The organism is Flagellimonas ulvae, from assembly GCF_049333175.1.
In the GTDB taxonomy this organism is placed as follows: Bacteria; Bacteroidota; Bacteroidia; order Flavobacteriales; family Flavobacteriaceae; genus Flagellimonas.
In genome coordinates, this window is the sequence record NZ_CP186325.1 from 3344707 (window position 1) to 3364218 (window position 19512).

General features: G+C 41.1%; 23 protein-coding genes. 14 read left to right on the forward strand and 9 right to left on the reverse strand.

Going from position 1 to position 19512, the window contains the following annotated elements; all coding sequences use genetic code 11:
- Positions 1-13: 13 nt before the first annotated feature.
- From ACOKFD_RS15500 to ACOKFD_RS15555, 12 genes are all read left to right on the forward strand, one after another.
- A complete protein-coding gene (locus ACOKFD_RS15500) occupies positions 14-1609 on the forward strand; it encodes a nickel-dependent hydrogenase large subunit (RefSeq protein WP_422858747.1) in 1596 nt (531 codons plus the stop codon).
- 98 nt (positions 1610-1707) lie between these two features.
- Positions 1708-2190: a hydrogenase maturation protease gene (locus tag ACOKFD_RS15505; protein WP_422858748.1), complete on the forward strand. Its 483-nt coding sequence runs from the start codon at positions 1708-1710 to the stop codon at positions 2188-2190.
- Positions 2187-2504: a hypothetical protein gene (locus ACOKFD_RS15510; RefSeq protein WP_422858749.1), complete on the forward strand. Its 318-nt coding sequence runs from the start codon at positions 2187-2189 to the stop codon at positions 2502-2504. Before ACOKFD_RS15505 ends, ACOKFD_RS15510 begins: the two co-directional genes overlap by 4 nt.
- Positions 2501-2767, forward strand: coding sequence for a hypothetical protein (locus tag ACOKFD_RS15515; protein WP_298995025.1), 267 nt, complete (start codon positions 2501-2503; stop codon positions 2765-2767). Before ACOKFD_RS15510 ends, ACOKFD_RS15515 begins: the two co-directional genes overlap by 4 nt.
- Positions 2742-4217 (forward strand): hypothetical protein, encoded by a 1476-nt coding sequence (locus tag ACOKFD_RS15520; protein WP_422858750.1) that lies wholly within the window; start codon positions 2742-2744, stop codon positions 4215-4217. Before ACOKFD_RS15515 ends, ACOKFD_RS15520 begins: the two co-directional genes overlap by 26 nt.
- A gap of 4 nt (positions 4218-4221) precedes the next feature.
- The gene (locus tag ACOKFD_RS15525; RefSeq protein ID WP_298995019.1) at positions 4222-4569 is read left to right on the forward strand and encodes a hydrogenase maturation nickel metallochaperone HypA; all 348 of its coding nucleotides are present in this window, start codon (positions 4222-4224) and stop codon (positions 4567-4569) included.
- A gap of 3 nt (positions 4570-4572) precedes the next feature.
- Positions 4573-5271 (forward strand): hydrogenase nickel incorporation protein HypB, encoded by a 699-nt coding sequence (hypB, locus tag ACOKFD_RS15530; RefSeq protein ID WP_422858751.1) that lies wholly within the window; start codon positions 4573-4575, stop codon positions 5269-5271.
- Between the two features lie 5 nt (positions 5272-5276).
- Positions 5277-7532 (forward strand): carbamoyltransferase HypF, encoded by a 2256-nt coding sequence (hypF, locus tag ACOKFD_RS15535; RefSeq protein WP_422858752.1) that lies wholly within the window; start codon positions 5277-5279, stop codon positions 7530-7532.
- A 3-nt stretch (positions 7533-7535) separates the two neighbouring features.
- Positions 7536-7811, forward strand: coding sequence for a HypC/HybG/HupF family hydrogenase formation chaperone (locus ACOKFD_RS15540; RefSeq protein ID WP_422858753.1), 276 nt, complete (start codon positions 7536-7538; stop codon positions 7809-7811).
- 11 nt (positions 7812-7822) lie between these two features.
- Entirely contained in the window at positions 7823-8917 is a 1095-nt protein-coding gene (gene hypD, locus ACOKFD_RS15545; RefSeq protein WP_422858754.1) for a hydrogenase formation protein HypD, read from the forward strand.
- 9 nt (positions 8918-8926) lie between these two features.
- Positions 8927-9988 carry a hydrogenase expression/formation protein HypE gene (hypE, locus tag ACOKFD_RS15550; RefSeq protein WP_422858755.1) on the forward strand — a complete coding sequence of 354 codons (1062 nt, stop codon included), beginning with the start codon at positions 8927-8929 and terminating at the stop codon, positions 9986-9988.
- Position 9989: 1 nt separating this feature from the next.
- Entirely contained in the window at positions 9990-11084 is a 1095-nt protein-coding gene (locus tag ACOKFD_RS15555) for a hypothetical protein (RefSeq protein ID WP_422858756.1), read from the forward strand.
- Here the strand turns inward: ACOKFD_RS15555 and ACOKFD_RS15560 are convergent.
- Positions 11081-11788 (reverse strand): sulfite exporter TauE/SafE family protein, encoded by a 708-nt coding sequence (locus ACOKFD_RS15560; protein WP_422858757.1) that lies wholly within the window; start codon positions 11786-11788, stop codon positions 11081-11083. The genes ACOKFD_RS15555 and ACOKFD_RS15560 overlap by 4 nt on opposite strands.
- 388 nt (positions 11789-12176) lie before the next feature.
- On the opposite strand from ACOKFD_RS15560, the gene ACOKFD_RS15565 reads away from it, so the two are divergent.
- Positions 12177-12512: a hypothetical protein gene (locus ACOKFD_RS15565; RefSeq protein WP_422858758.1), complete on the forward strand. Its 336-nt coding sequence runs from the start codon at positions 12177-12179 to the stop codon at positions 12510-12512.
- A 40-nt stretch (positions 12513-12552) separates the two neighbouring features.
- Positions 12553-13092: a hypothetical protein gene (locus ACOKFD_RS15570; RefSeq protein ID WP_422858759.1), complete on the forward strand. Its 540-nt coding sequence runs from the start codon at positions 12553-12555 to the stop codon at positions 13090-13092.
- 123 nt (positions 13093-13215) lie between these two features.
- Here ACOKFD_RS15570 and ACOKFD_RS15575 read toward each other — a convergent pair whose 3' ends face one another.
- The 8 genes from ACOKFD_RS15575 to ACOKFD_RS15610 all read right to left on the reverse strand — a co-directional run bounded on the left by ACOKFD_RS15575 (position 13216) and on the right by ACOKFD_RS15610 (position 19507).
- The gene (locus tag ACOKFD_RS15575) at positions 13216-13539 is read right to left on the reverse strand and encodes a hypothetical protein (RefSeq protein ID WP_422858760.1); all 324 of its coding nucleotides are present in this window, start codon (positions 13537-13539) and stop codon (positions 13216-13218) included.
- A complete protein-coding gene (locus tag ACOKFD_RS15580; protein WP_422858761.1) occupies positions 13536-13895 on the reverse strand; it encodes a hypothetical protein in 360 nt (119 codons plus the stop codon). The genes ACOKFD_RS15575 and ACOKFD_RS15580 overlap by 4 nt, the downstream gene beginning before the upstream one ends.
- Complete coding sequence (locus tag ACOKFD_RS15585) at positions 13892-14464, reverse strand: hypothetical protein (RefSeq protein WP_422858762.1); 573 nt, start codon at positions 14462-14464, stop codon at positions 13892-13894. Before ACOKFD_RS15585 ends, ACOKFD_RS15580 begins: the two co-directional genes overlap by 4 nt.
- A gap of 77 nt (positions 14465-14541) precedes the next feature.
- Entirely contained in the window at positions 14542-14817 is a 276-nt protein-coding gene (locus ACOKFD_RS15590) for a hypothetical protein (RefSeq protein WP_422858763.1), read from the reverse strand.
- Between the two features lies 1 nt (position 14818).
- The gene (locus tag ACOKFD_RS15595; protein WP_422858764.1) at positions 14819-17005 is read right to left on the reverse strand and encodes a thrombospondin type 3 repeat-containing protein; all 2187 of its coding nucleotides are present in this window, start codon (positions 17003-17005) and stop codon (positions 14819-14821) included.
- Positions 17006-19027, reverse strand: coding sequence for a hypothetical protein (locus ACOKFD_RS15600; RefSeq protein WP_422858765.1), 2022 nt, complete (start codon positions 19025-19027; stop codon positions 17006-17008). It abuts the gene before it with no gap.
- Entirely contained in the window at positions 19011-19184 is a 174-nt protein-coding gene (locus tag ACOKFD_RS15605; RefSeq protein ID WP_422858766.1) for a hypothetical protein, read from the reverse strand. Before ACOKFD_RS15605 ends, ACOKFD_RS15600 begins: the two co-directional genes overlap by 17 nt.
- Positions 19181-19507, reverse strand: a complete 327-nt coding sequence (locus ACOKFD_RS15610) for a hypothetical protein (protein ID WP_422858767.1) — start codon at positions 19505-19507, stop codon at positions 19181-19183. Before ACOKFD_RS15610 ends, ACOKFD_RS15605 begins: the two co-directional genes overlap by 4 nt.
- Positions 19508-19512 lie beyond the last annotated feature (5 nt).

The window sequence follows — 19512 nt, forward strand, 5'->3', positions numbered from 1 at the left end:
TAGAAAAGATAAAATGGCTGTTAAAGAATTGAATATATCTCCCGTAGGTAGAGTAGAGGGAGATTTGGATGTAAAAGTGTACATCGATGAAGGAAAAGTGACCAAAGCCCATACCCAGGCGGCTATGTTCCGTGGGTTTGAAAAAATTATGGCTGGGAAAGACCCACAGTCTGGATTGATAGTAACACCTAGAATTTGTGGTATCTGTGGTGGTTCTCACTTATATTGTGCCTCTTCTGCCTTGGATACGGCCTGGGGAACACAACTTTCTCCCAATGCTTTATTGCTGAGAGCGATTGGACAGGCAACCGAAACCATTCAAAGTATTCCTAGATGGTTTTATGCCATTTTCGCTACCGATATGGCGAATAAAAAGTTTGCAAACAAACCCTTATATAAAGAAGTGGTTAAACGCTGGTCTGCCTATGTGGGCGAGACTTTTCAAACTGGATTGACCGCGAGTGGACTTCCCGTTCAGGTGTATGCACTTTTTGGAGGACAGTGGCCTCATTCCAGCTATATGGTACCTGGAGGTGTGATGTGTGCGCCTACACTTAAGGATATTACCAGGGCCTATGCCATAATGACCCAATTCAAAAACGATTGGTTAGAGCCTGTTTGGTTGGGTTGTACCATAGAAAGATATATGGAAATCAAGTCGTGGGAGGATATGCTGGCTTGGTTAGAAGAAAGTGATTCCCATAAGAATAGTGACTTGGGATTATATATAAGAGCGGGACTCGAGTTCGGTTTGGATAAGTTTGGTAAAGGTGTTGAGAAATTTTTGGCCTTTGGAACCTATCTGCACAAAGACATGTACAACAATCCTACGATTGAAGGACGAAATAAGGCTTTGATTAGCCCAAGTGGATTCTTCGATGGGGAGAATTGGCATGAGTTTGACCACATGAAGGTCAGCGAGCATGTGAAGCACTCTTGGTTCGGTGACCAAGAAGATGGATTACACCCTTGGGATGAACCGATTCCAACGCCTGTTAAGTCCCAGCCTTTGCATCATTCTGATTTTGATGGAAAATATAGTTGGTCAAAAGCACCGCGATACGATGGCTATGCCGCTGAAGCTGGCCCTATGGCGCGCTGCATTATGGCGGGTAACCCAGCGAATCATGAACATCAAATTAGAGACCCATTCTTTATTGATGCCTATCGAAAGCTAGGCGGGGCAAGTGTCTTCACGCGAGTTTTAGCTCGAGTTCATGAGGCACCACGTATTTATCAATTGATAAATGAATGGCTAGGCCAAATTGATTTGGATGGTGAATTCTATAACAAACCCATTGAGAAAGATGGTAAAGGATTCGGTGCTACGGAGGCTGCAAGAGGTGCTCTAGCGCATTGGATAGAGGTCAAAGATGGCGTCATCAAAAACTATCAAGTAATGGCACCTACCACATGGAACGTAGGTCCAAATGACGGAAATGATAACCCGGGACCGATTGAAGCTGCTTTAGAAGGAACAGATATTGAAGACGTGAAAGATCCAGTGGAGGTAGGCATGGTGGCCCGCTCCTTTGATTCCTGCTTGGTGTGTACCGTACACGCCCATGATGAAAAAAGCGGCGTTGAACTTTCAAAATTCAAGATTTAGAAAAAGAGAAGTTAAACAAAACAACAATAATTTGAGACCTGTTGGGCCTTTAGCTGTCCGGCAGGTCTCACTTTTCAAAAACCAAAAAGAAGAAGGAAATGATGAAAACGGCCATAATGGGTTTTGGAAATCCGGTTAGAAGTGATGATGCTATCGGTATCTATGTGATTGAAGAACTTCGTAAAAGCATTGAAAACACTGAAGAAGTAAGCCTTTTTGATATGGGTACCGCAGCTTTCGAGGTGCTTTTTGGTTTAAAGGGTCATGATAAAATCATTTTGGTAGATGCGGTAATCAACACCAATGAGCCCATAGGTACTTTGTTTAAGGTTCCTGCAGAAGAAGTGTTGCGAGCTCCGGAGGAAGATCCCATGGTATTTTTACATGGGATGAAATGGGATCAGGCACTTTCATATGCCAAAAAAATTATGGGTGAGGCCTATCCCGAGGACATTAGTGTGTATCTCATCGCCATAGACAATACCAAATTGGAAGTAGACCTTAGTCGTACAGTAAAAGAAGCTGGCGACAAAGTAGTCAATCATATTTTGGAGGAACTCAAAGCAGTAAACGTATTATGAATTCTGATGTCGTTTTACGATCATCCCATGTGCTTTTACGTGCACAACTGGTCCAAAAGGTTTTCCAGCAAATTCACTATGCATATGTGACCTACGTGGTTGAAAAGAAACATTTACTGGTCACTCCAGTCAGTAGTCAGTGGTTTGTGAAAATGTACGAGCCTACCCAGTTTCTACTAAAAGATAGAAACTTAAAAGGCGACAAGGTTTTGGCAGTGCGTGAAATATTTATTGATAATGACTTGGATAGTTCTGACCGGGAGTTGGACTACGAATGGATTGAAAAAACCAATCTTTTGAAAATTTCGGTATGAAGAATGCCAAAAAAGATGATGATGCTTGGTTGCAAGATGCCGAAGTGCAGACACGAATTGTGGAAGAAAGAGGAAGATGGGTGGTATCCTTGGTTTTTATTGATACCAAAAACCCTTCAAGAGTTTTGGTCAATGAGATTGCAGATTACCGGTCAAAACGGCTGGCAGAAATCCATGCCTTGAATATGCAGCAAACGGCAGCAAAAGATTCAAGGGGAACACAAAGAGTAAATAAAGATGATTACAATATTAACAACAACTGAACACGAATTCCTCATTAAGGAAATCATTAATTCGGTCGACCGTTTAAACGAATTGGTTCAGGTCTCGGTTGGGGATGCTCCATTACAAAAAGGCGATAAACTTATCCATATTAAGGGGACCAAAATATATTTAACCATTGATTGGTTCGATACCGAGCCACCCTATCTTTTTCCATTGGTGGATTTGAACGAGAATAATTTACTTGCCTTACTATTTTATAAAATTGGAAACGAGCAACAAGCCTTTCAGTACATTTCTGAATCAAATACCTTATACAAACATTTGTTGTTGACCACCAAACTCAAGTTTGGTTATGAAATCGAATTAGAAGAGCTATCTGATTTGAGTGCGCATAACAAAGCTATTCTTCATCATTACGGAAACCTTTCTCCAAGAATCAGTTTTAATGAGCTGCGAGAACTTTACGCAAGTGCTCTGCAACAGGCGAGTAGCAAGGATGTAAAAAGCTATACGGCCAAACACTACCTTAATCTATTGTTGGATGCCCAAATGTTCGAAGATGCCATAGATGCTAGCAAAACCTTTCTTGAGGAATCGGAATCCAAGGCTGCAAAAATAGCTTTAAGCATTCAATGGTGCACTGCTAACTATAAAAGCTTGCAATTGCCTTATAATTCAGATTCGCTTAAAACCATCTTGGCAAAACAAGAAGATTGCATCCAATATCTGCTGTCTCAAACATTGGATTTGAATGCGGCCTTATTGGCGATGGAAGCCTGTGATATAGCTAATTTCCTGGGAGATTTCCCTTTGGCTAAAGAACACATCAACACGGCGATTAAAACCTTCAAAAATGAAGAGGCTACTGAATTTCTCGGTGAAGCAGGCCTAAAAAAAGCACACTTACTCTACCATTGGTCAAAAAACGGAAGTCCACAATATTATAAAGCCGCAATCAATGCTTTTCAAGATACCTTGAAAGTATTTAAAAAAGATACGTATCCAGATTACTTCGCGGAAATTCAGCATTCCCTTGCATTAATTTATTCTGAGATTCCTGCACCACCAGATGAAAAACCAATGTGGACTGCTTTCTGTGCTTCAGCTTTTAAGGAAGCCTTGGAGTTTTATGGTAAGCAAACACATCCCTATGAGCATGCCATGGTTTGTCACAATTATGCTACGGCCTTAATGGATTTTCCACCTGCAAAACTTCACAACAACCATGATAAAGCCTATGACCTTTTTGAAGAAGCCTTGCAAATCAGAACAGCAGAGAAGTATCCCATGGAACGTGCCTTGACCCTGTTAAATCAATTGGAACTAGGGTGGTTAATGCACAATCAAGATGAAAAGCAAGAGGAAAAAAGACTTGAATCGATGAGAAATAAGGCTAAAGAAATTGAATATTTAGTGAAAGATAAGAACCTCTTAAACAGAGCGAAGGAACAACTGGAAAAATTGGAACAATTAAAGACGATAATTTAAGTGTATGCACGAGACATCTATAGTAAATAGCATTATGAAAACCTTGGAAATGGAGTTTGAAAAGGAGAAATTGGATAAGATGAAGTCCATTCACCTAAAGGTGGGTATTCTTTCAAATATTGAACCGAGATTGCTTCATAATGCCTATAGCGCGTATCACATGTCCCATCCAGAATACAGTGGTGTTGCACTAAATATTGAATCCACTGAACTCAAGATTCAGTGTGAAGTTTGTAATCATATCACCCAGGTGAAAAACTACAGGTTTCTGTGTGAAAACTGCGAACGACCGAGTAAAAATGTCATCCAGGGCGAGGAATTGTTAATACATAAAGTAGAATTTGAAGATTAAATCATGATAGAAAAGTCACCAAAAACCGCTAGAGGTTCCGTACAGTGTGAAAACACCAACATACATTTATTAAAAGCCAATGATTTTGTGGCGGATATAATCCGCAAAGAAGTCGCAAAAACCAAAACTCTTTTGATTAACGTGACCTCTTCCCCAGGAAGTGGTAAGACTACTTTGATGCAGAAGACTGCTGAAAAGTTGAAAGATAAAATCAACATGGCCGTGATGGTTGGAGACTTGGAAACCGAGCGTGATGCTGAACGCATTCGAGAGACGGGAATTCACGCCCTTCAAATCGTTACAGGTGGAATATGTCATTTGGAAGCCCAGATGGTGCATCAAGTACTGGATAAGTTTGATTTGGAAAACTTGGACCTATTATTCATTGAGAATGTTGGGAATTTGGTTTGCCCAGCATCCTTCGACTTGGGTGAAGATTACCGAGTGACCTTATTGGCTACTACTGAAGGTGATGACAAACCTAAAAAGTATCCCAAAATGTTCTTGACCACGGATTTGATGCTGGTCTCCAAGTCAGATTTGTTGCCTTATCTGCCCTTTACATTGGAAGCGGTAACAAAAGATGCTCTAGAAGTAAATCATGAACTGGAAGTTATTCAGATTTCTTCTTTGACCGATGAAGGCATTGATGAATGGTGTGATTGGTTATTGGAAAAAATAAACGATAAGAAAGGCTTTTAAGCCGAATGCTTAAAACCTTCAAAATACAGGTAGGAGGCCAAGTTCAAGGAGTCGGGTTTCGCCCCTTTGTATTTAAATTGGCCATAAAGCACCAATTGAAAGGCACGGTAAGTAATAACGCCAAAGGCGTGTTGATTTATGTAAATGGAACGAGCTCAGCGCTAATGAATTTTATGGAGGACATTTTAGAAAAAGCACCGGATGCTGCCATCATCCAAGGTCATTCTATGGATGAAATCGAACCCATGGAATTTGAGAACTTTTCTATTGTTCTCTCTCAAAGTACCACTAAAATAGGGATACCCCTTACTGCAGACTTTGCCATTTGTAATTCGTGTAAAAGCGAAATTCAAGACCCTGGCAATCGAAGATATTGGTATGCCTTTACTACCTGCACCCAATGTGGTCCGAGGTATGCTATTACACAAAAATTTCCTTTTGAAAGGGCGCATACCGCAATGAGCCAGTTCACCATGTGTGAAAGCTGTGTAACCGAATATGAAAACCCTAAGGATTCCAGATTTCATTCCCAAACCAATAGTTGTCCTGATTGTGGGATTATGTTACATCTGGTAAGGAACTCTGGAGAACAGATAGTTGTAGAAGAAGGGAAAACGATACTCGGTAAAGCAGCAGACTTTCTTAAAGAAGGCGCCATTGTTGCTCTAAAGAATACTAGTGGTTATTTGTTATGTGTGGATGCTGCGAACAATGAAGCGGTCAAACGGTTACGACAACGAAAACAACGCCCGACAAAACCATTTGCCTTGCTGTATCCTACCATGGAAAAAATCCATGAGGACTTTGAGGTATCCAGCCATGAACAAAAAGCTTTGGAATCAAGAGTCTGTCCTATTGTGCTTCTGGATAGCAAGAAACACGTAAAAGAGAACCTTGCCGAAGCTATAGCACCGGGATTAAATCGCTTTGGAGTGATGTTGCCATCGAGTGCCTTGTTGACATTATTGTCGGCAGAAGCGGAAATCTCCTTGGTAGCTACCAGCGGTAACATTCATGGTTCACCTATACTTTCCTCGGAAAAAGAGGCTAAAGAAAAGTTAAGTTCTGTAGCAGACTACTTCTTGAACCATAACTTGGAAATTGTTTTTCCTCAAGATGATTCGGTATTGCATTTCGTTGATAAGCAGCGAATTTTGTTACGCCGTTCTAGGGGATTAGCTCCCAATCTGATGGGTTATACTCCAAAAACAAATAAGAAGGTATTGGCTATGGGAGCACATTTAAAAAGCACCTTGGCCTTTACTCCTAATGGACATACTTACGTAAGTCCCTATTTTGGAAATTTAGATTCTTACAAGGTGCTCCAAAGATATGCCGATACCCTTCAACGGTATACCCAGCTATTTGAAGAATTACCGGAAGTTGTCTTGGTAGATAAACATCCCTCATACCAAAGCACAATTTTAGGAAACGAATTGGCTAAGAATTGGAAGGTTCCCGTGGTTGAGGTGCAACACCATAAAGCGCATTTTGCAAGTGTTTTGGCAGAGCATGATTTATTTGAAAACAAAAAATCTGTTCTTGGAGTAATCTGGGATGGGACCGGTCTCGGTGACGACGATATGATTTGGGGTGGAGAGTTTTTTGTGTATCAGAATCGTCAAATGGAACGGAAGGCGCATTTTGAATACTTTGATTCGTTAGCTGGGGATAAAATGGCCAAGGAACCCCGACTATCATTGTTTAGTTTGGTTAATTCGGAAGCTGAGGTGGAAGACAAGTTTTCAAAAGCTGAAATTAAGATTTACCAAAAACTGAAGGAGAACTCAAAACTCAAAACATCATCTGTTGGCAGATTTTTTGATGCGGTTGCTTCTTTGTTGGATGTATTGGATGTTTCTACCTATGAAGGCGAAGCTGCTTTAAGGCTAGAGAATTTAGCCCGGCAGTATAAAGGGGAATGTATCGATTTGCTAAAGAACCAATCCTTTGAAAAGGTTCCTTCAAAAATGATTTTGGAACATTTGATAGCACTAAAAACAGAAGGAGAATCTAAAGCTAAGTTAGCTGCTAGTTTTATGTATACGCTGGCAAGGGTCGTGATTAAAATGGCGAAGACTCTTGAAATATCTACAATTGCCTGTAGCGGAGGGGTATTTCAAAATAGGTTTTTAGTAAAGGCCTTGCGGGATATGGCAAGAAATAACGGTTTTACGCTTTACTTCAATCAAGAGGTATCTAGCAATGATGAAAATATAGCATTGGGCCAATTGGCCTATTATCAAAACATAAAAGAATAAGTTATGTGTTTAGCGATTCCAGGAAAAATAAAAAGTATTGAGACCATACATAACGGTCTGGTACGCATGGCGAAGGTTTCCTTTGGGGGAATTACCAAAGAGGCCAGTTTAGAGATGCTCCCAGATGCCCAAGTGGACGATTACGTGTTGGTTCACGTAGGAGTGGCCATAAGTAAAGTAGACGAAGAGGAAGCCAAAAAAACCTTCAGCTATTTGGAAGAAATAGGAGAGCTGGGTGAATTGGAAGATGTGGACGAGTATTTACCCACTAAAGAATAAAACCAACAGTTATGAAGTATCTATCAGAATATAGGGACCCTGAGCTTGCAAAAAAATATTTGGAGGAAATCAAGAATACGGTTTCTAGACCTTGGTCCATTATGGAAGTTTGTGGGGGGCAAACCCATAGTTTGGTTAAAAACGGAATCATTGAAATGTTACCTAAGGAGGTTACCATGATTCACGGTCCGGGTTGCCCTGTTTGTGTTACCCCTTTAAACCTAATTGATAAAGCGGTTCATTTGGCACTGGAAAAAGGGGTTATTCTCTGCTCATTTGGTGACATGCTTCGCGTGCCCGGTTCCGAGAAAAGCCTGTTGGAGGCAAAAGCGGAAGGTGCAGATATTCGTATCCTGTATTCACCTTTGGAAGCTGTAAAAATCGCAGAAGACCATCCGGAAAAGGAGGTCGTATTTTTTGCCGTGGGTTTTGAAACTACAGCTCCCGCCAATGCACTTTCTGTCATTCATGCCCATCGTAAAGGGCTGAAAAACTATTCCATATTAGCTTCACATGTGCTTGTTCCACCCGCAATTAAAGCAGTCATTGATGACGAAGAAAGTCGAATCGATGGATTTTTGGCTGCAGGTCATGTATGTACCATTATGGGGAATGCGGAATATCATCCGCTTTCCGCAAAATATAAGGTTCCCATTGTGGTAACCGGTTTTGAACCCTTGGATGTGCTTCAGGGTATTTTAATGGTGATTCGCCAATTGGAACAAAGCCAATCGGAAGTAGAGAATCAGTACGCACGTATTGTTCGTGAAGAAGGCAATGTTGAGGCACAAAAAGTGATTCATGAAGTGTTTGAAATACAAAACCAAATGTGGCGCGGAATAGGGGAGATTCCTAGGAGTGGTTATGGTGTGAAAGAAAAGTATGCAACTTTTGATGCCACTAAAAAATATGAAGTTAATATTGAAGAGGCTCCAGAAAATCCAGAATGCATATCGGGTCAAATTATGAAGGGTATCAAGAAACCTTTTGAGTGTGCCCAATTTGGTAAAAAATGTAAACCTTCCAATCCGTTGGGTGCTCCCATGGTAAGCAGTGAGGGTGCTTGTGCCGCATATTATCATTTTTCGGGGATGGTCGAAGCTTAACGATATTGAATGTCAAAAGAGAAAAAAATACGCATGCAGTTGCAATGTCCTATGCTCAAATTGGATTTTGATGTCATCACCTTAGGCCATGGCAGTGGAGGGTTACTCACCAATAAATTGTTGGATAGTGGAGTGTTTGACCTATTATCAAATCCCATTTTAGACGCTCGTCATGATGGTGCATTTCTAGAGCTTGAGGGTAAGACCGCATTTTCTACGGATAGTTTTTTGGTATCTCCTATCTTCTTTCCAGGAGGTAATATTGGTGAATTGGCGGTAAACGGTACGGTGAACGATTTAGCAATGTGTGGGGCGATTCCAAAATATCTGTCTCTGAGTTTTATTATTGAAGAAGGACTAAAGGTCTCAGAATTTTGGGAAGTTTTGGTAGCCATAAAGTTCGCTTGCGAAAAAGCAGGAGTAGATGTGGTAACCGGAGATACCAAAGTGGTTGAAAAAGGGAAGGGAGATAAAATCTTTATCAATACCTCCGGTATTGGGAAAGTTCATGCCAAAGCAAATATCTCGGCTAGTAATATCAAAAAAGGAGATAAAATCATTATAAGTGGACAAGTGGCTACCCACGGTATGGCGATTATGTCCGTTCGGGAAGGACTTGAATTCGATTCTGAAATACAGAGTGATACGGCCAATTTAAATCATACCATAATTAGTCTGTTGGACCAATTTGAGGAGAGCATTCATCTGCTAACAGACCCGACTCGCGGAGGTGTGGCCACCGTGTTAAAGGAAACAGCGCAATCCACTGATTTGGGTATTGATATTTTCCAAAAGGATATCCCCATCGATGATCAGGTGGCCAGTGCTTGCGAATTATTGGGGCTTGACCCACTTTATGTGGCCAATGAAGGTCTTTTCATTGCTTTTGTGGCAGAAGAAGTTGCAGAGGACTTCTTGTCAGAATTGCAAGAAGACGGGAATGGATTGCACGCAAAAATAATAGGCACGGTTACAGAAGAACATCCTAGACAGGTCATTTTGGAAAGCGCCATTGGTGGAAAACGGGTGGTCAGTATGCTGCCTGGGGAACAATTACCACGAATCTGTTAGTATGGATTTTTCTACACTTGGCACTCAGGTATCCAATCCTTATATTTTCAAAGGCTCTGAACAAAAACCTTTTTTGGCACCTAGAGGGGTGCACTTGGTCAATAATATGCTCTTTGTTTCTGATACTGGCCAAAATCGTGTATTTATTTGGAAAAAATTACCGGACACATTACATCAAGAACCCAATGTGGTTTTAGGGCAACAAGATGTGAAAGGTTCTGGAAGAAATGCAGGAGGTGCTGTAACAGCTCAAAGTTTACATTATCCTTCTGGAATTTGGAGTGATGGACAATGCCTAATTGTCGCAGATGCGTGGAATCATCGAGTTTTGATTTGGCATCAACTGCCCACCAAGCATGGACAAGCCGCAGATGTGGTTTTAGGGCAACCCAATTTTGACTCAAATGAGGTAAACGTCAAAGGTATTTCAAAAAACCCTATATCAAAAAGCTTGCATTGGCCTTACGGTGTTTTTTCGGATGGGAAACAACTCTGGGTGGCTGATACGGGAAATCGGAGAATCCTCTATTATAAAACCATTCCTTTAGAAAATTATGCTGCCGCTGACAAGGTTATCGGAAAACCTGATTTTTCCACTCGAGATTATGAAAACAACCAGCCTATCTGGCCGTATTCTATTAAAATCAATGCTGATGGTGTTTTGGCTGTGGCAGATACACAGTTTTATAGAACATTGATATGGAGCAATTGGGAAAAAGCGTTCAATACGTCAGCGGATATCATTATTGGCCAACCTGACTTTGACGCATGTGGGCAAAATCAATTTGGACTTTTTCCCGATGCCCATACTTTAAATTGGACCTACGATGTCTGCTTTTATAAAAAAGGGTTATTGGTCAACGATACTGGAAATAGCAGGCTTCTCTATTTTGAAAAAATCCCTGAAACAAACAATAAAACCGCGGATGCTGTTATCGGTAAGCGTGATTTTAAAACCGGAAGCGAAAACAAGGATACCATTGTAGGTACTAATAGTTCATTGTACTGGCCTTTTTCCATTTGTACTCAAGATGATAAACTGGTCATTGGTGATACGGGAAATCATCGTTTGGCGATTATGGACCTGTTGCTTTAAAGACTCAAATAGAGCCAATATACACCTACGATTATAGCAAATAATCCTCCAGCAATTCGAATACTCTGGAATGTATTTGGGCTTTGTAGTTTTTTTGAGCTATTCGATATTGTTCCTAGGATGTAAGCATAAACCACCATGGCCAATACGGTTCCCAAGGCGAATCCAAGAATATAGAGTATTCCTTCAAATTGATTTTCAAAACCTAATACGGGGAGCAATAGTAAAAAGTGCGCTATCCCTGCCAACCCATGTAAAACCCCAATGACAAATGAAGACCAGCTATTTTGTTCTAATGATTTGGAGTGTATATGCTCATGTTCTAGGGTATTATCATCATGATTATGATCATGCACATGGATATACGGTTTTTCACCACCGTGGATATGCGGGTGTTTATGGCCTTTTCCTTTGAAGAAAATTCTAAAAATAGCCCATATTCCAACTCCAATAAGCACAACGCCTACAAGTTGTTCGCTATACTCGGATATCAATTCTACCGGAATAACTTCTTTAAAGGCTAAAAATAGCAGTCCGATGACCAACATTCCAGTTAGATGTCCAAAGCCCCAAAACAAACCAATGCGCCATACCCTTTTTCGGGTTTCGATGGCCAAAGGGGTAATTGCAGCGAGATGGTCTGGTCCGGATACCACATGAAGCACTGAGGCTAAAATTCCAGCAAAAAGGGATTGCACAATCATTGTTACAATATATCAACAATCAATGACATATTCTGCATTCACTGCACTGGTTTCTAATGCTCTTTGTATAATGTGTTTACTAGGTTTTGATTGGTTCCGGACGGTTAACACAACGTAGATAATTTTGGTAGCATAATTATTGGAAACATATATGGAGACAGGCATTATTAGAAATAAAAAAAGCTCCGAAATTTCGGAGCTTTCTGCGGTCTGGACGGGACTCGAACCCGCGACCCCCTGCGTGACAGGCAAATTAAAAATCACTATAAAATATTGATAGTCAGTTATTTACAATGAAATTAAACAAATTGTGCATTAATGGTGCCTAATATTTGTTTAATAAAACACATCTTGAGTTTTGAATTCTCAAAATACTTAATTTTAACCCATGTTCAAAAAAGACCCAAGAGAATTCGACATCCAAGGCCGGCAAATCATCAGGGGAATGGCCATCAATGAGTATGTTCCCAATAAAGTATTGCCCTATTTAAGAAAAGGTGCCCAAGACCAAGGATTGGTCTGGCAAAAGGTGATTCAGGATTGTGTTCTGTACATAGATGACAAAAAAGGCTGCAGCATAATGCACAACGTTGAAAAGTGGCCATTCTCGGGGACTTTGCTACTTACCTATAATCTCTGTCCAAATTGTGGTCACCGCACATCTTATCCTAAGAAGTGGTTGAACCTAGAGCATACCCTTGGCGATATGAAATATTGTCATTGATTTTTCCTACATTTAAGATTCGGTTCAAATATTCTCAAATATGGATTTAAATGCCCTTTTCATAGGTATTGTAGCTTCAATTTTAGCATTACTGATTGTAGAATTTTTTAAAAAGTATGTAGGGTTTAAGATAAGAGCTTGGTATATTCCACTTGCTCTGTTGTTAGGTTTTGTTTCTCGACCAATTTTATTGGGCTTACTTAAAAATAAGGGTCGTGAGTCCGTATCATTTCAGCATTTTGAATACAACACAATTGAAATGGACGGCAAGGATTTCAATACATGTACTTTTTTAAACTGTAAAATGATTGTTAGAGGGGAAGAGGAATTCTCACTAATTAACAATACGTTCGATGGTGAAAACTTTTTTTATTACAAAGATGCCGCAAGCAGAACCCTTGGATCAATTAAATATTTATGGGCTTCAGGTAATACAGGGTTTAGATATCAAGCTCTTGGAGTCATGCATCTACTCGCCAACCGTGATAGAGTTTTCGTAATAACAAAAAAAGGTGATACAATAACCTTGGAGAAATTAAGAGCGCAAATAGAAAGACTACAGCCAGACCAATCCCTATAAACAAAGAAACAGGATCCAATTCATTTAATAGGCATAATCCAAAAATGCATGTAGCAAGAAGCAACCAGGCAATCAAGTATTCTAGTTTGAAAAAAGGGTTGGGTTTCATCTTTTGAAGTTTTTTCATTTTAGCCATCTTTTCAGTCTTTTACGTTGATTCTCAGTTAACTTTGAAAGGTCAATCCCCAAACATGTGTCCCTTACCATCACCTGCTTATTGTTGGGGTCCATCACTATCCTGATACTATCGGACTTTTTGATTTTGTCAATCTTGATTTCGTTGGTAATCTCATTGGTGGCCTTTTCAATAGCCTTGTCCAATGTAGGCTTCATCTGTTCCAAATTGCTTTTATTGGTGTTAAGGGTAAGTAAATGTCCCATGTAACCTCCGGCAAAGGAACTTACCACGGCAATTATCAATCCAAGCGCAAACAATCTCCAGTTCATTTTTTTTTCATTTCAAAGTGAGGTGTATCCACAAATCCATCTTCCTTATCATTACCATTAAAATCCCCTCCCCATCGATTGTCCGTGTGAAGGCTTTCCCAATAATCTCCCAAAGGTTTAATTGTGTCAAAATCATACGTCAATTGGCCATCTACAAAGAAGTTGAAGTCAACCGCCAATCTGTCCAAATGCCTACTGTTAAGTGTTTGGCTAAGACCTTCGGATTTCAAACGTCTCTGCTCTTCCAATGACCTCCAAGCGTGGCCAAAAGTTAAGCCTATGCCTATGCTTTCAGCATGTAGGATAAGGCAACCAATGTTCTTTGTAAATATTCTTTGTCTTTCGCTTAATCTCATAGTTCCAATTGTATTCCATAGATATAAGTACCGGAAGGTTTGTCAACACGCCATTTAGCATATTTACCCACCTTTTTGTTTCCATCTCTATCTATATAGTTTTCAAAAAATTCCTCTACCTTGCCTGATTCAAATACTTTCCTGTCATTCAACTGATATTGCTCTCCGATATCCCCGATTACCTCATTATCATTTTTGGTAAAATATCCAGAAGGTTCCATACCGTAAATTTCCTCATAAGCCCTATTGAACTTTACCATTCTAAAATCATCCGTATGGGCATCATAGATTTTATACCAAAACGGTAATCTTATATCATCCATCTGATAATTGTCCATGGACAATCTTAATAGAACATTATTGTATGTTTCGTTCAACTTGGTTACAGTCATGCTTTTTTCGTCCAAACCTTTGTGAAGTAGGTCTTTTTGTTCCTCTGCCACCAAATAGCGCTGTCTATAATCAAATGCTTTATAAGTGGTAAGTCCAAAACTGATACCCAACCCTATCTTTCTTATATTCTTATGAATAAACAGAATCCATTTTGGAATTTTGGGCAACATCGTCATCAAGCATCGGTTTTAAGGAAAATAAAAAACATGAACAATGCTATGGAAATGATTAATAAGGCCATATGGTTATTTTATTAATTAAGTCCAACTTTTTTAAGCATCCATGCGCCTATTTTGTTTGCTATTATCCCAAAATATTGACTTCCCCAAACCAGAAAAAAGCCAATGCCTATCATTTGCCAATCCGCACTGTCTAACCCCAGCTTGTCAATGTCTGTATTGATATAACTAATTGTTATTGGGATAAATGGCAAAAAGAAAATTAAAACTCCAGGTGTCCTGAAAAGAAGTATCCAAATCCTTTCCGACCTGGTCTTTTTCTCTTCAAATGCTTTTTCAAGTTGTGTCATACTATTCAATTATTTTAATAAGGTTCGACTTCAATCTTTTGGGTTGCACAACCACCGGAGCAGCATTTACCGTAACGTTCATGTCATCGGTAAAGCTTCCGTCATTCGTTGTTATCGTAAGTGTCGCTGTTCCAGTTCCCACAATACCTCCAGAATTATTTACAACTGAAGTATTGGAAGACGTTAGCGTAAATGTTTTATCGCTTGGGTTTATTGGCTGGAATGTATATTGAAGGTCAAGGAAACCGCCTACATTGACGGTTTGGTTATCATTGTTCCAAACAATTCCCGTGACAGGAATCGATGAACCGTTAGGGCCAGAAGTCAATAAATCCACACCGTTAGCAAAATCTTCAATATTGGGATACCCGTTTCCATCAATGTCGCTGTCATGGTCCATAACATTGGGGTCGGTTCCATTAGCAATCTCCCAATCATTGGGCAGTCCGTCGCCATCAGTATCATAACCAGGAGGACGCTCTTCGTAGGTATACGTGATTTCTACTCTTTCTGATATGGGAGGGTTCGGTATGTCCAAATCCAGTTCAATCCCGTTTACCCATTCCTCATGCTTATAATGTTGGCGATAGAATGCGGAACCATCCGAGTTAAGCCCTTTGGAGTTTCCGACATTCCTGTTTACAATTAAATCGGTATAAGCATCTTGAGCGGATTGAATTGTAATTGGCGCGCCCAATAGCTGAGGAGCCGTTGTCAATTTGTAGTCCAAGGGATAAGGATCATTTTTTAACCTGTCAGAATAAATTCCGGTCCCATCCCTGAACCATTGGTGCATCAATGAAAACTGGTCCGGTGTCGATGGGGTGATATAACCATTTGACATCTCATTCCCTTCGAAATAAACAAAAGGCAGCCTGTCAATATCCGGTTGGATACGGTTAAGCCTTTCCTCTATTGGATAGAACTGGAGCCAAAAACGGGTTCCATGACCTAGCTTGTAGTAATTGTTCTGAACGTTATTGATTCCCCCATAGGTGTAGTTGTTCAAACGCCAGAACCAGTCATACACAATATTCATGATAATCTCATAAATAGCATCACCAATTGTATTTGGAAATCGGTTATCTATTCCGTTTGTCGCATTTTTTGACCAAGTGAAGTTTAAAAGGTTTGCATTGATTTTATTATACCTGCCGCCTGTGCCGCCCAAATGGCTACCCGTCGAGTGTCCAGGATCGCCAAAGGCCATAAAGTTATAGGTGATATTGGAACGTCCATTGAGCATATCGCCGACCTGTGCCTGTGGAGAAATGGTCTCATCATTGCCCCAATACATATTGATATGGTCAATGATATAACTATGGGAGTCAAAAAGGGAAATAACGTCAACGCTCCCAGGAGCTACAGGATTGCCCTGTGAATCAGTCTGTCCACCGATAAAGTCCAAGTATCTGAAGATGAAATTTCTGGCAACATTAAATTGACTGGTCCCATCTATGAACATCGTAGCCCCTACAATTTGCTCGGCCGAAACACAGAACCCATCACCTGGGGCCGTCTGCCCCAAAACGGTGATATTGGAAACATTGCCCCCCCAAATAATTGGACTCTCAAGTACACATTTACCGGCCACATCAAAAACAACATACCTCTCTATTGGGTCATTTACCGGACCATTCCGAGAAAAGGCGGCCCTATATGAACCTGGACCGGAATCATTTGTATTGGTAACGTGAACTACTTCGGAACCGACAGCCCTTCCGCCTGTGATATATGCAGCGGTGCCAAAAGCCGTAGGGTAGGCCCTTAAAGGTTCGGTGTCATGGATATATCCCGTCGCTGTGGGATAAAGAGGGTCGATATCATAATCCGAAGTATCATTTATGGTAATGATTATCTGCTCATCACCAGTGGGAGCGGTCGCAAAGGTTAGCGGTATGGTCACATTGGCGTAGTGCTGTTTAATTATAGCCGTTCCGGTAAAACTTGAACTTCCACCGGTTTCAATCAGATTGTCGGCACCTGGACCCGAAATGGTATAGCTAACAGGTAAATCAATATCATAATCTTGCCCGTCAGCTGGATCTGTGGAAGGAATGTCAACGAACAATCTGAACGCTCCAGACTTCCCGCTAAATATTACATCTTCGGGAAAGTTCACCCCCACCAACTTCTGTGAAGCCAATGTAAGGGGCAGTAAAAACAATATGAAAAGTAATCTCTTCATTTATCTTGCCTTGATTTCGTTGGATATATTGGTCATTTCAGTAGGTGTCAATGCCTTGCCCCAAAAACCATAGACCTTTGTAGTAAAATCTCCCAAAAACCCTGTAAGCGTATTGCTTGAGGTTCCCCTTCTAGCTCCTAAAAGGACATCCACATTTTCAGTATTTGTCCCAACTGTAGTGGAACTGATAAGACTACCGTCCACGTAAAGTTCCTGCGCGGTTGTGGTCACTCTCAAAAAGACTACTTCGTCCTCTGGGAATGTTGAATCTGTATTATCATGGTCAAAGCCTATGTCACCTACGTTGGTGAAGTAATCATCACTTCCCACTCCTGTATGACCGTAAAAGCCATATTGGGCATTACTGGGCGCAAGTTTCGCGATATAGTAACCTTGTGTACCTGCATTTTCACCAAGAACTACCATCAATGTAAATTCGTCCGTTCCGGGAGTGTAATCAAGCTCCGTAGGCCGTCCAAGGTTGATGAAAGCCCCAGAAGCCGTAAAATCAAATTCTGGGTCGCCGTTTGCATTGACATTGACAGTCATGTTTGTCGGAACTATACCGGTTACGGTTCCTGTTTCATCCACAACGGTGGTTATTGCAGTCCCGTCCGAATCCCCATCGTATTGCAAGGCATCTATCCAAGCATCTAGTTCAGCTATATCGGCGCTTGGTACTATATCCGAAACAGGTGGAACATAGGCCACAAGATTAGAAGGTTTTAAAAGGTCAGCTTCGGTAGCTGAGTAAACTCTTAGTGTTGCTGACTCTCCCCTCCCTGAGTTTGTTTGGTAGCTTCCCCCAGTAGTGGTAATGGCTGACATATCAAAGGCAACCGAGCCGCTTCCTTGGACAATGAAACTAACAAAATCAAATACCGTCAAATCGCTGGGAACGGTGCATATAATTTGGGAGTCACTGACTATGTTTATTATCCCAGCTTGTATATCAGCATCAGAAAGGGTAAAATTTGCGGTTTTGTTGATTCCGCTGGTAGAGACTGTTATGGCATCAAGCTGGCCCTTGTTGACGGCATCACTGGGAGCGACACCATCAGCTAAGTTTGATATGTTCAGCCCATTGGCATCATTTCCTTCAGCAAGCACTGCAGATAAAGGGTCTGGAAAACCACTACCTGCCAATTCATCTTCAAAGGCCAAAGCTCTAAAAGATGTGCCGTCATGGTACTTTAACCTGTTTTCGGATTCATCGGCATAAAATCTTCCTTCAATAGCTGGAATATCAAAATCAGTAGGTTGTAAACTAAAAAAAGCAGTATTTCCAGAAGTGCTTACACTGGATAGCCCAAACATACTGTTGTTATTACTGTTTATCTGGACCCCGGAAAACTTAAGGAGTTTTCCCGTTGATCCATCAAAAAGGGCAATTTGATTGCTGGTTGAACTTGCCGGCCCAACCACATCACCGCCCCCAGAACCGATCGCTGTCGAGTTAATTACATAAGGGTCCCCACTGGTTCCAGTTCCAGATACGGTAATATTCGTTCCAGCATTGACAATGGTTTCATCACCGTCCTGCAGATAATTTTCGTCCGCATAGAATTTTGGAAAAAGTGCATTGGGTCCGATTGCATCGATTTCGGCGGATGTTAAGCCAAAAAGCGTTGCACTGTTGTCCGTAAGGGCTATGGACACGGTATTACTTGGCGTACCTCCCGAAATAGCTATATGGGGCGTGGGAATTCCTACACTGCTATTGGCCACCCTCAGAAAAGTGGAGGCATTGTTCTCCGCCAAAATCTGGAAGGAGTTTGTGGCAAAGGCCCCGTCAAATAAAGAACCGTTGACCACTTGCTGTAGATTGTCCCACGCACCGTTCCGTCTAATGTACAGGTTCTGGTCTGTCCCAAAGTACATGGAACCATTGGTCCAAGTGGAACCGGTAGGGGCAGAGGCCCGTTCCCTTAACTGCAGTACATTGAACTTTTCACCGCTCTGTCCGTATGAGGCCGCCGAGAACAGTATCAGGGCCGTTAAAATTCTAATCGTTGCTTTCATCTCGTATTATTCCCGTTTTGATTATTCCTTTTCTGTCCTTCAAAAGCACCTGGGTGCCGTTGCGCTCGCTCGTGACCATGTTCTTGGTCCTTTTGATCAAGTATAGGTTGAGCCCTAAACTGATAGCGAGTCCGATTGAAATGATAGTGTCCATCATCGGTTTCTGTCTTTTGTTATAAAAAATTTTGTTTCATCGTCTATATCGGTCGGCCAAGTAAAACCGCCCAACAGTACAATTCCCTCTACCCATCGGGTCTTTGTGCCGATGTTCTCCCATCCCTTTACCTCGTCGTCCACACGGTACTCATCAAAACCAAGGTTCAAGGGATCATAGGACCTTCTGGATACCATCGTGTCGTTAAGGACAAAGTTTCTACTGAAGACCTCCTTCATATTTTCGTTGGTCTTTCCGGCCCAGGTACGGGCATCGTCACCGTTTCCATCGTTTGGTTGACTTCTGTCTATCTCTCTATATCCCATATCTG

Bases quoted from the DNA above. Each gene is read 5' to 3' on its own strand.
- ACOKFD_RS15500 (WP_422858747.1), top strand. From the start codon at position 14: ATGGCTGTTAAAGAATTGAATATATCTCCCGTAGGTAGAGTAGAGGGA.
- ACOKFD_RS15505 (WP_422858748.1), top strand. From the start codon at position 1,708: ATGATGAAAACGGCCATAATGGGTTTTGGAAATCCGGTTAGAAGTGAT.
- ACOKFD_RS15510 (WP_422858749.1), top strand. From the start codon at position 2,187: ATGAATTCTGATGTCGTTTTACGATCATCCCATGTGCTTTTACGTGCA.
- ACOKFD_RS15515 (WP_298995025.1), top strand. From the start codon at position 2,501: ATGAAGAATGCCAAAAAAGATGATGATGCTTGGTTGCAAGATGCCGAA.
- ACOKFD_RS15520 (WP_422858750.1), top strand. From the start codon at position 2,742: ATGATTACAATATTAACAACAACTGAACACGAATTCCTCATTAAGGAA.
- ACOKFD_RS15525 (WP_298995019.1), top strand. From the start codon at position 4,222: ATGCACGAGACATCTATAGTAAATAGCATTATGAAAACCTTGGAAATG.
- hypB (WP_422858751.1), top strand. From the start codon at position 4,573: ATGATAGAAAAGTCACCAAAAACCGCTAGAGGTTCCGTACAGTGTGAA.
- hypF (WP_422858752.1), top strand. From the start codon at position 5,277: ATGCTTAAAACCTTCAAAATACAGGTAGGAGGCCAAGTTCAAGGAGTC.
- ACOKFD_RS15540 (WP_422858753.1), top strand. From the start codon at position 7,536: ATGTGTTTAGCGATTCCAGGAAAAATAAAAAGTATTGAGACCATACAT.
- hypD (WP_422858754.1), top strand. From the start codon at position 7,823: ATGAAGTATCTATCAGAATATAGGGACCCTGAGCTTGCAAAAAAATAT.
- hypE (WP_422858755.1), top strand. From the start codon at position 8,927: ATGTCAAAAGAGAAAAAAATACGCATGCAGTTGCAATGTCCTATGCTC.
- ACOKFD_RS15555 (WP_422858756.1), top strand. From the start codon at position 9,990: ATGGATTTTTCTACACTTGGCACTCAGGTATCCAATCCTTATATTTTC.
- ACOKFD_RS15560 (WP_422858757.1), bottom strand. From the start codon at position 11,788: ATGATTGTGCAATCCCTTTTTGCTGGAATTTTAGCCTCAGTGCTTCAT.
- ACOKFD_RS15565 (WP_422858758.1), top strand. From the start codon at position 12,177: ATGTTCAAAAAAGACCCAAGAGAATTCGACATCCAAGGCCGGCAAATC.
- ACOKFD_RS15570 (WP_422858759.1), top strand. From the start codon at position 12,553: ATGGATTTAAATGCCCTTTTCATAGGTATTGTAGCTTCAATTTTAGCA.
- ACOKFD_RS15575 (WP_422858760.1), bottom strand. From the start codon at position 13,539: ATGAACTGGAGATTGTTTGCGCTTGGATTGATAATTGCCGTGGTAAGT.
- ACOKFD_RS15580 (WP_422858761.1), bottom strand. From the start codon at position 13,895: ATGAGATTAAGCGAAAGACAAAGAATATTTACAAAGAACATTGGTTGC.
- ACOKFD_RS15585 (WP_422858762.1), bottom strand. From the start codon at position 14,464: ATGACGATGTTGCCCAAAATTCCAAAATGGATTCTGTTTATTCATAAG.
- ACOKFD_RS15590 (WP_422858763.1), bottom strand. From the start codon at position 14,817: ATGACACAACTTGAAAAAGCATTTGAAGAGAAAAAGACCAGGTCGGAA.
- ACOKFD_RS15595 (WP_422858764.1), bottom strand. From the start codon at position 17,005: ATGAAGAGATTACTTTTCATATTGTTTTTACTGCCCCTTACATTGGCT.
- ACOKFD_RS15600 (WP_422858765.1), bottom strand. From the start codon at position 19,027: ATGAAAGCAACGATTAGAATTTTAACGGCCCTGATACTGTTCTCGGCG.
- ACOKFD_RS15605 (WP_422858766.1), bottom strand. From the start codon at position 19,184: ATGATGGACACTATCATTTCAATCGGACTCGCTATCAGTTTAGGGCTC.
- ACOKFD_RS15610 (WP_422858767.1), bottom strand. From the start codon at position 19,507: ATGGGATATAGAGAGATAGACAGAAGTCAACCAAACGATGGAAACGGT.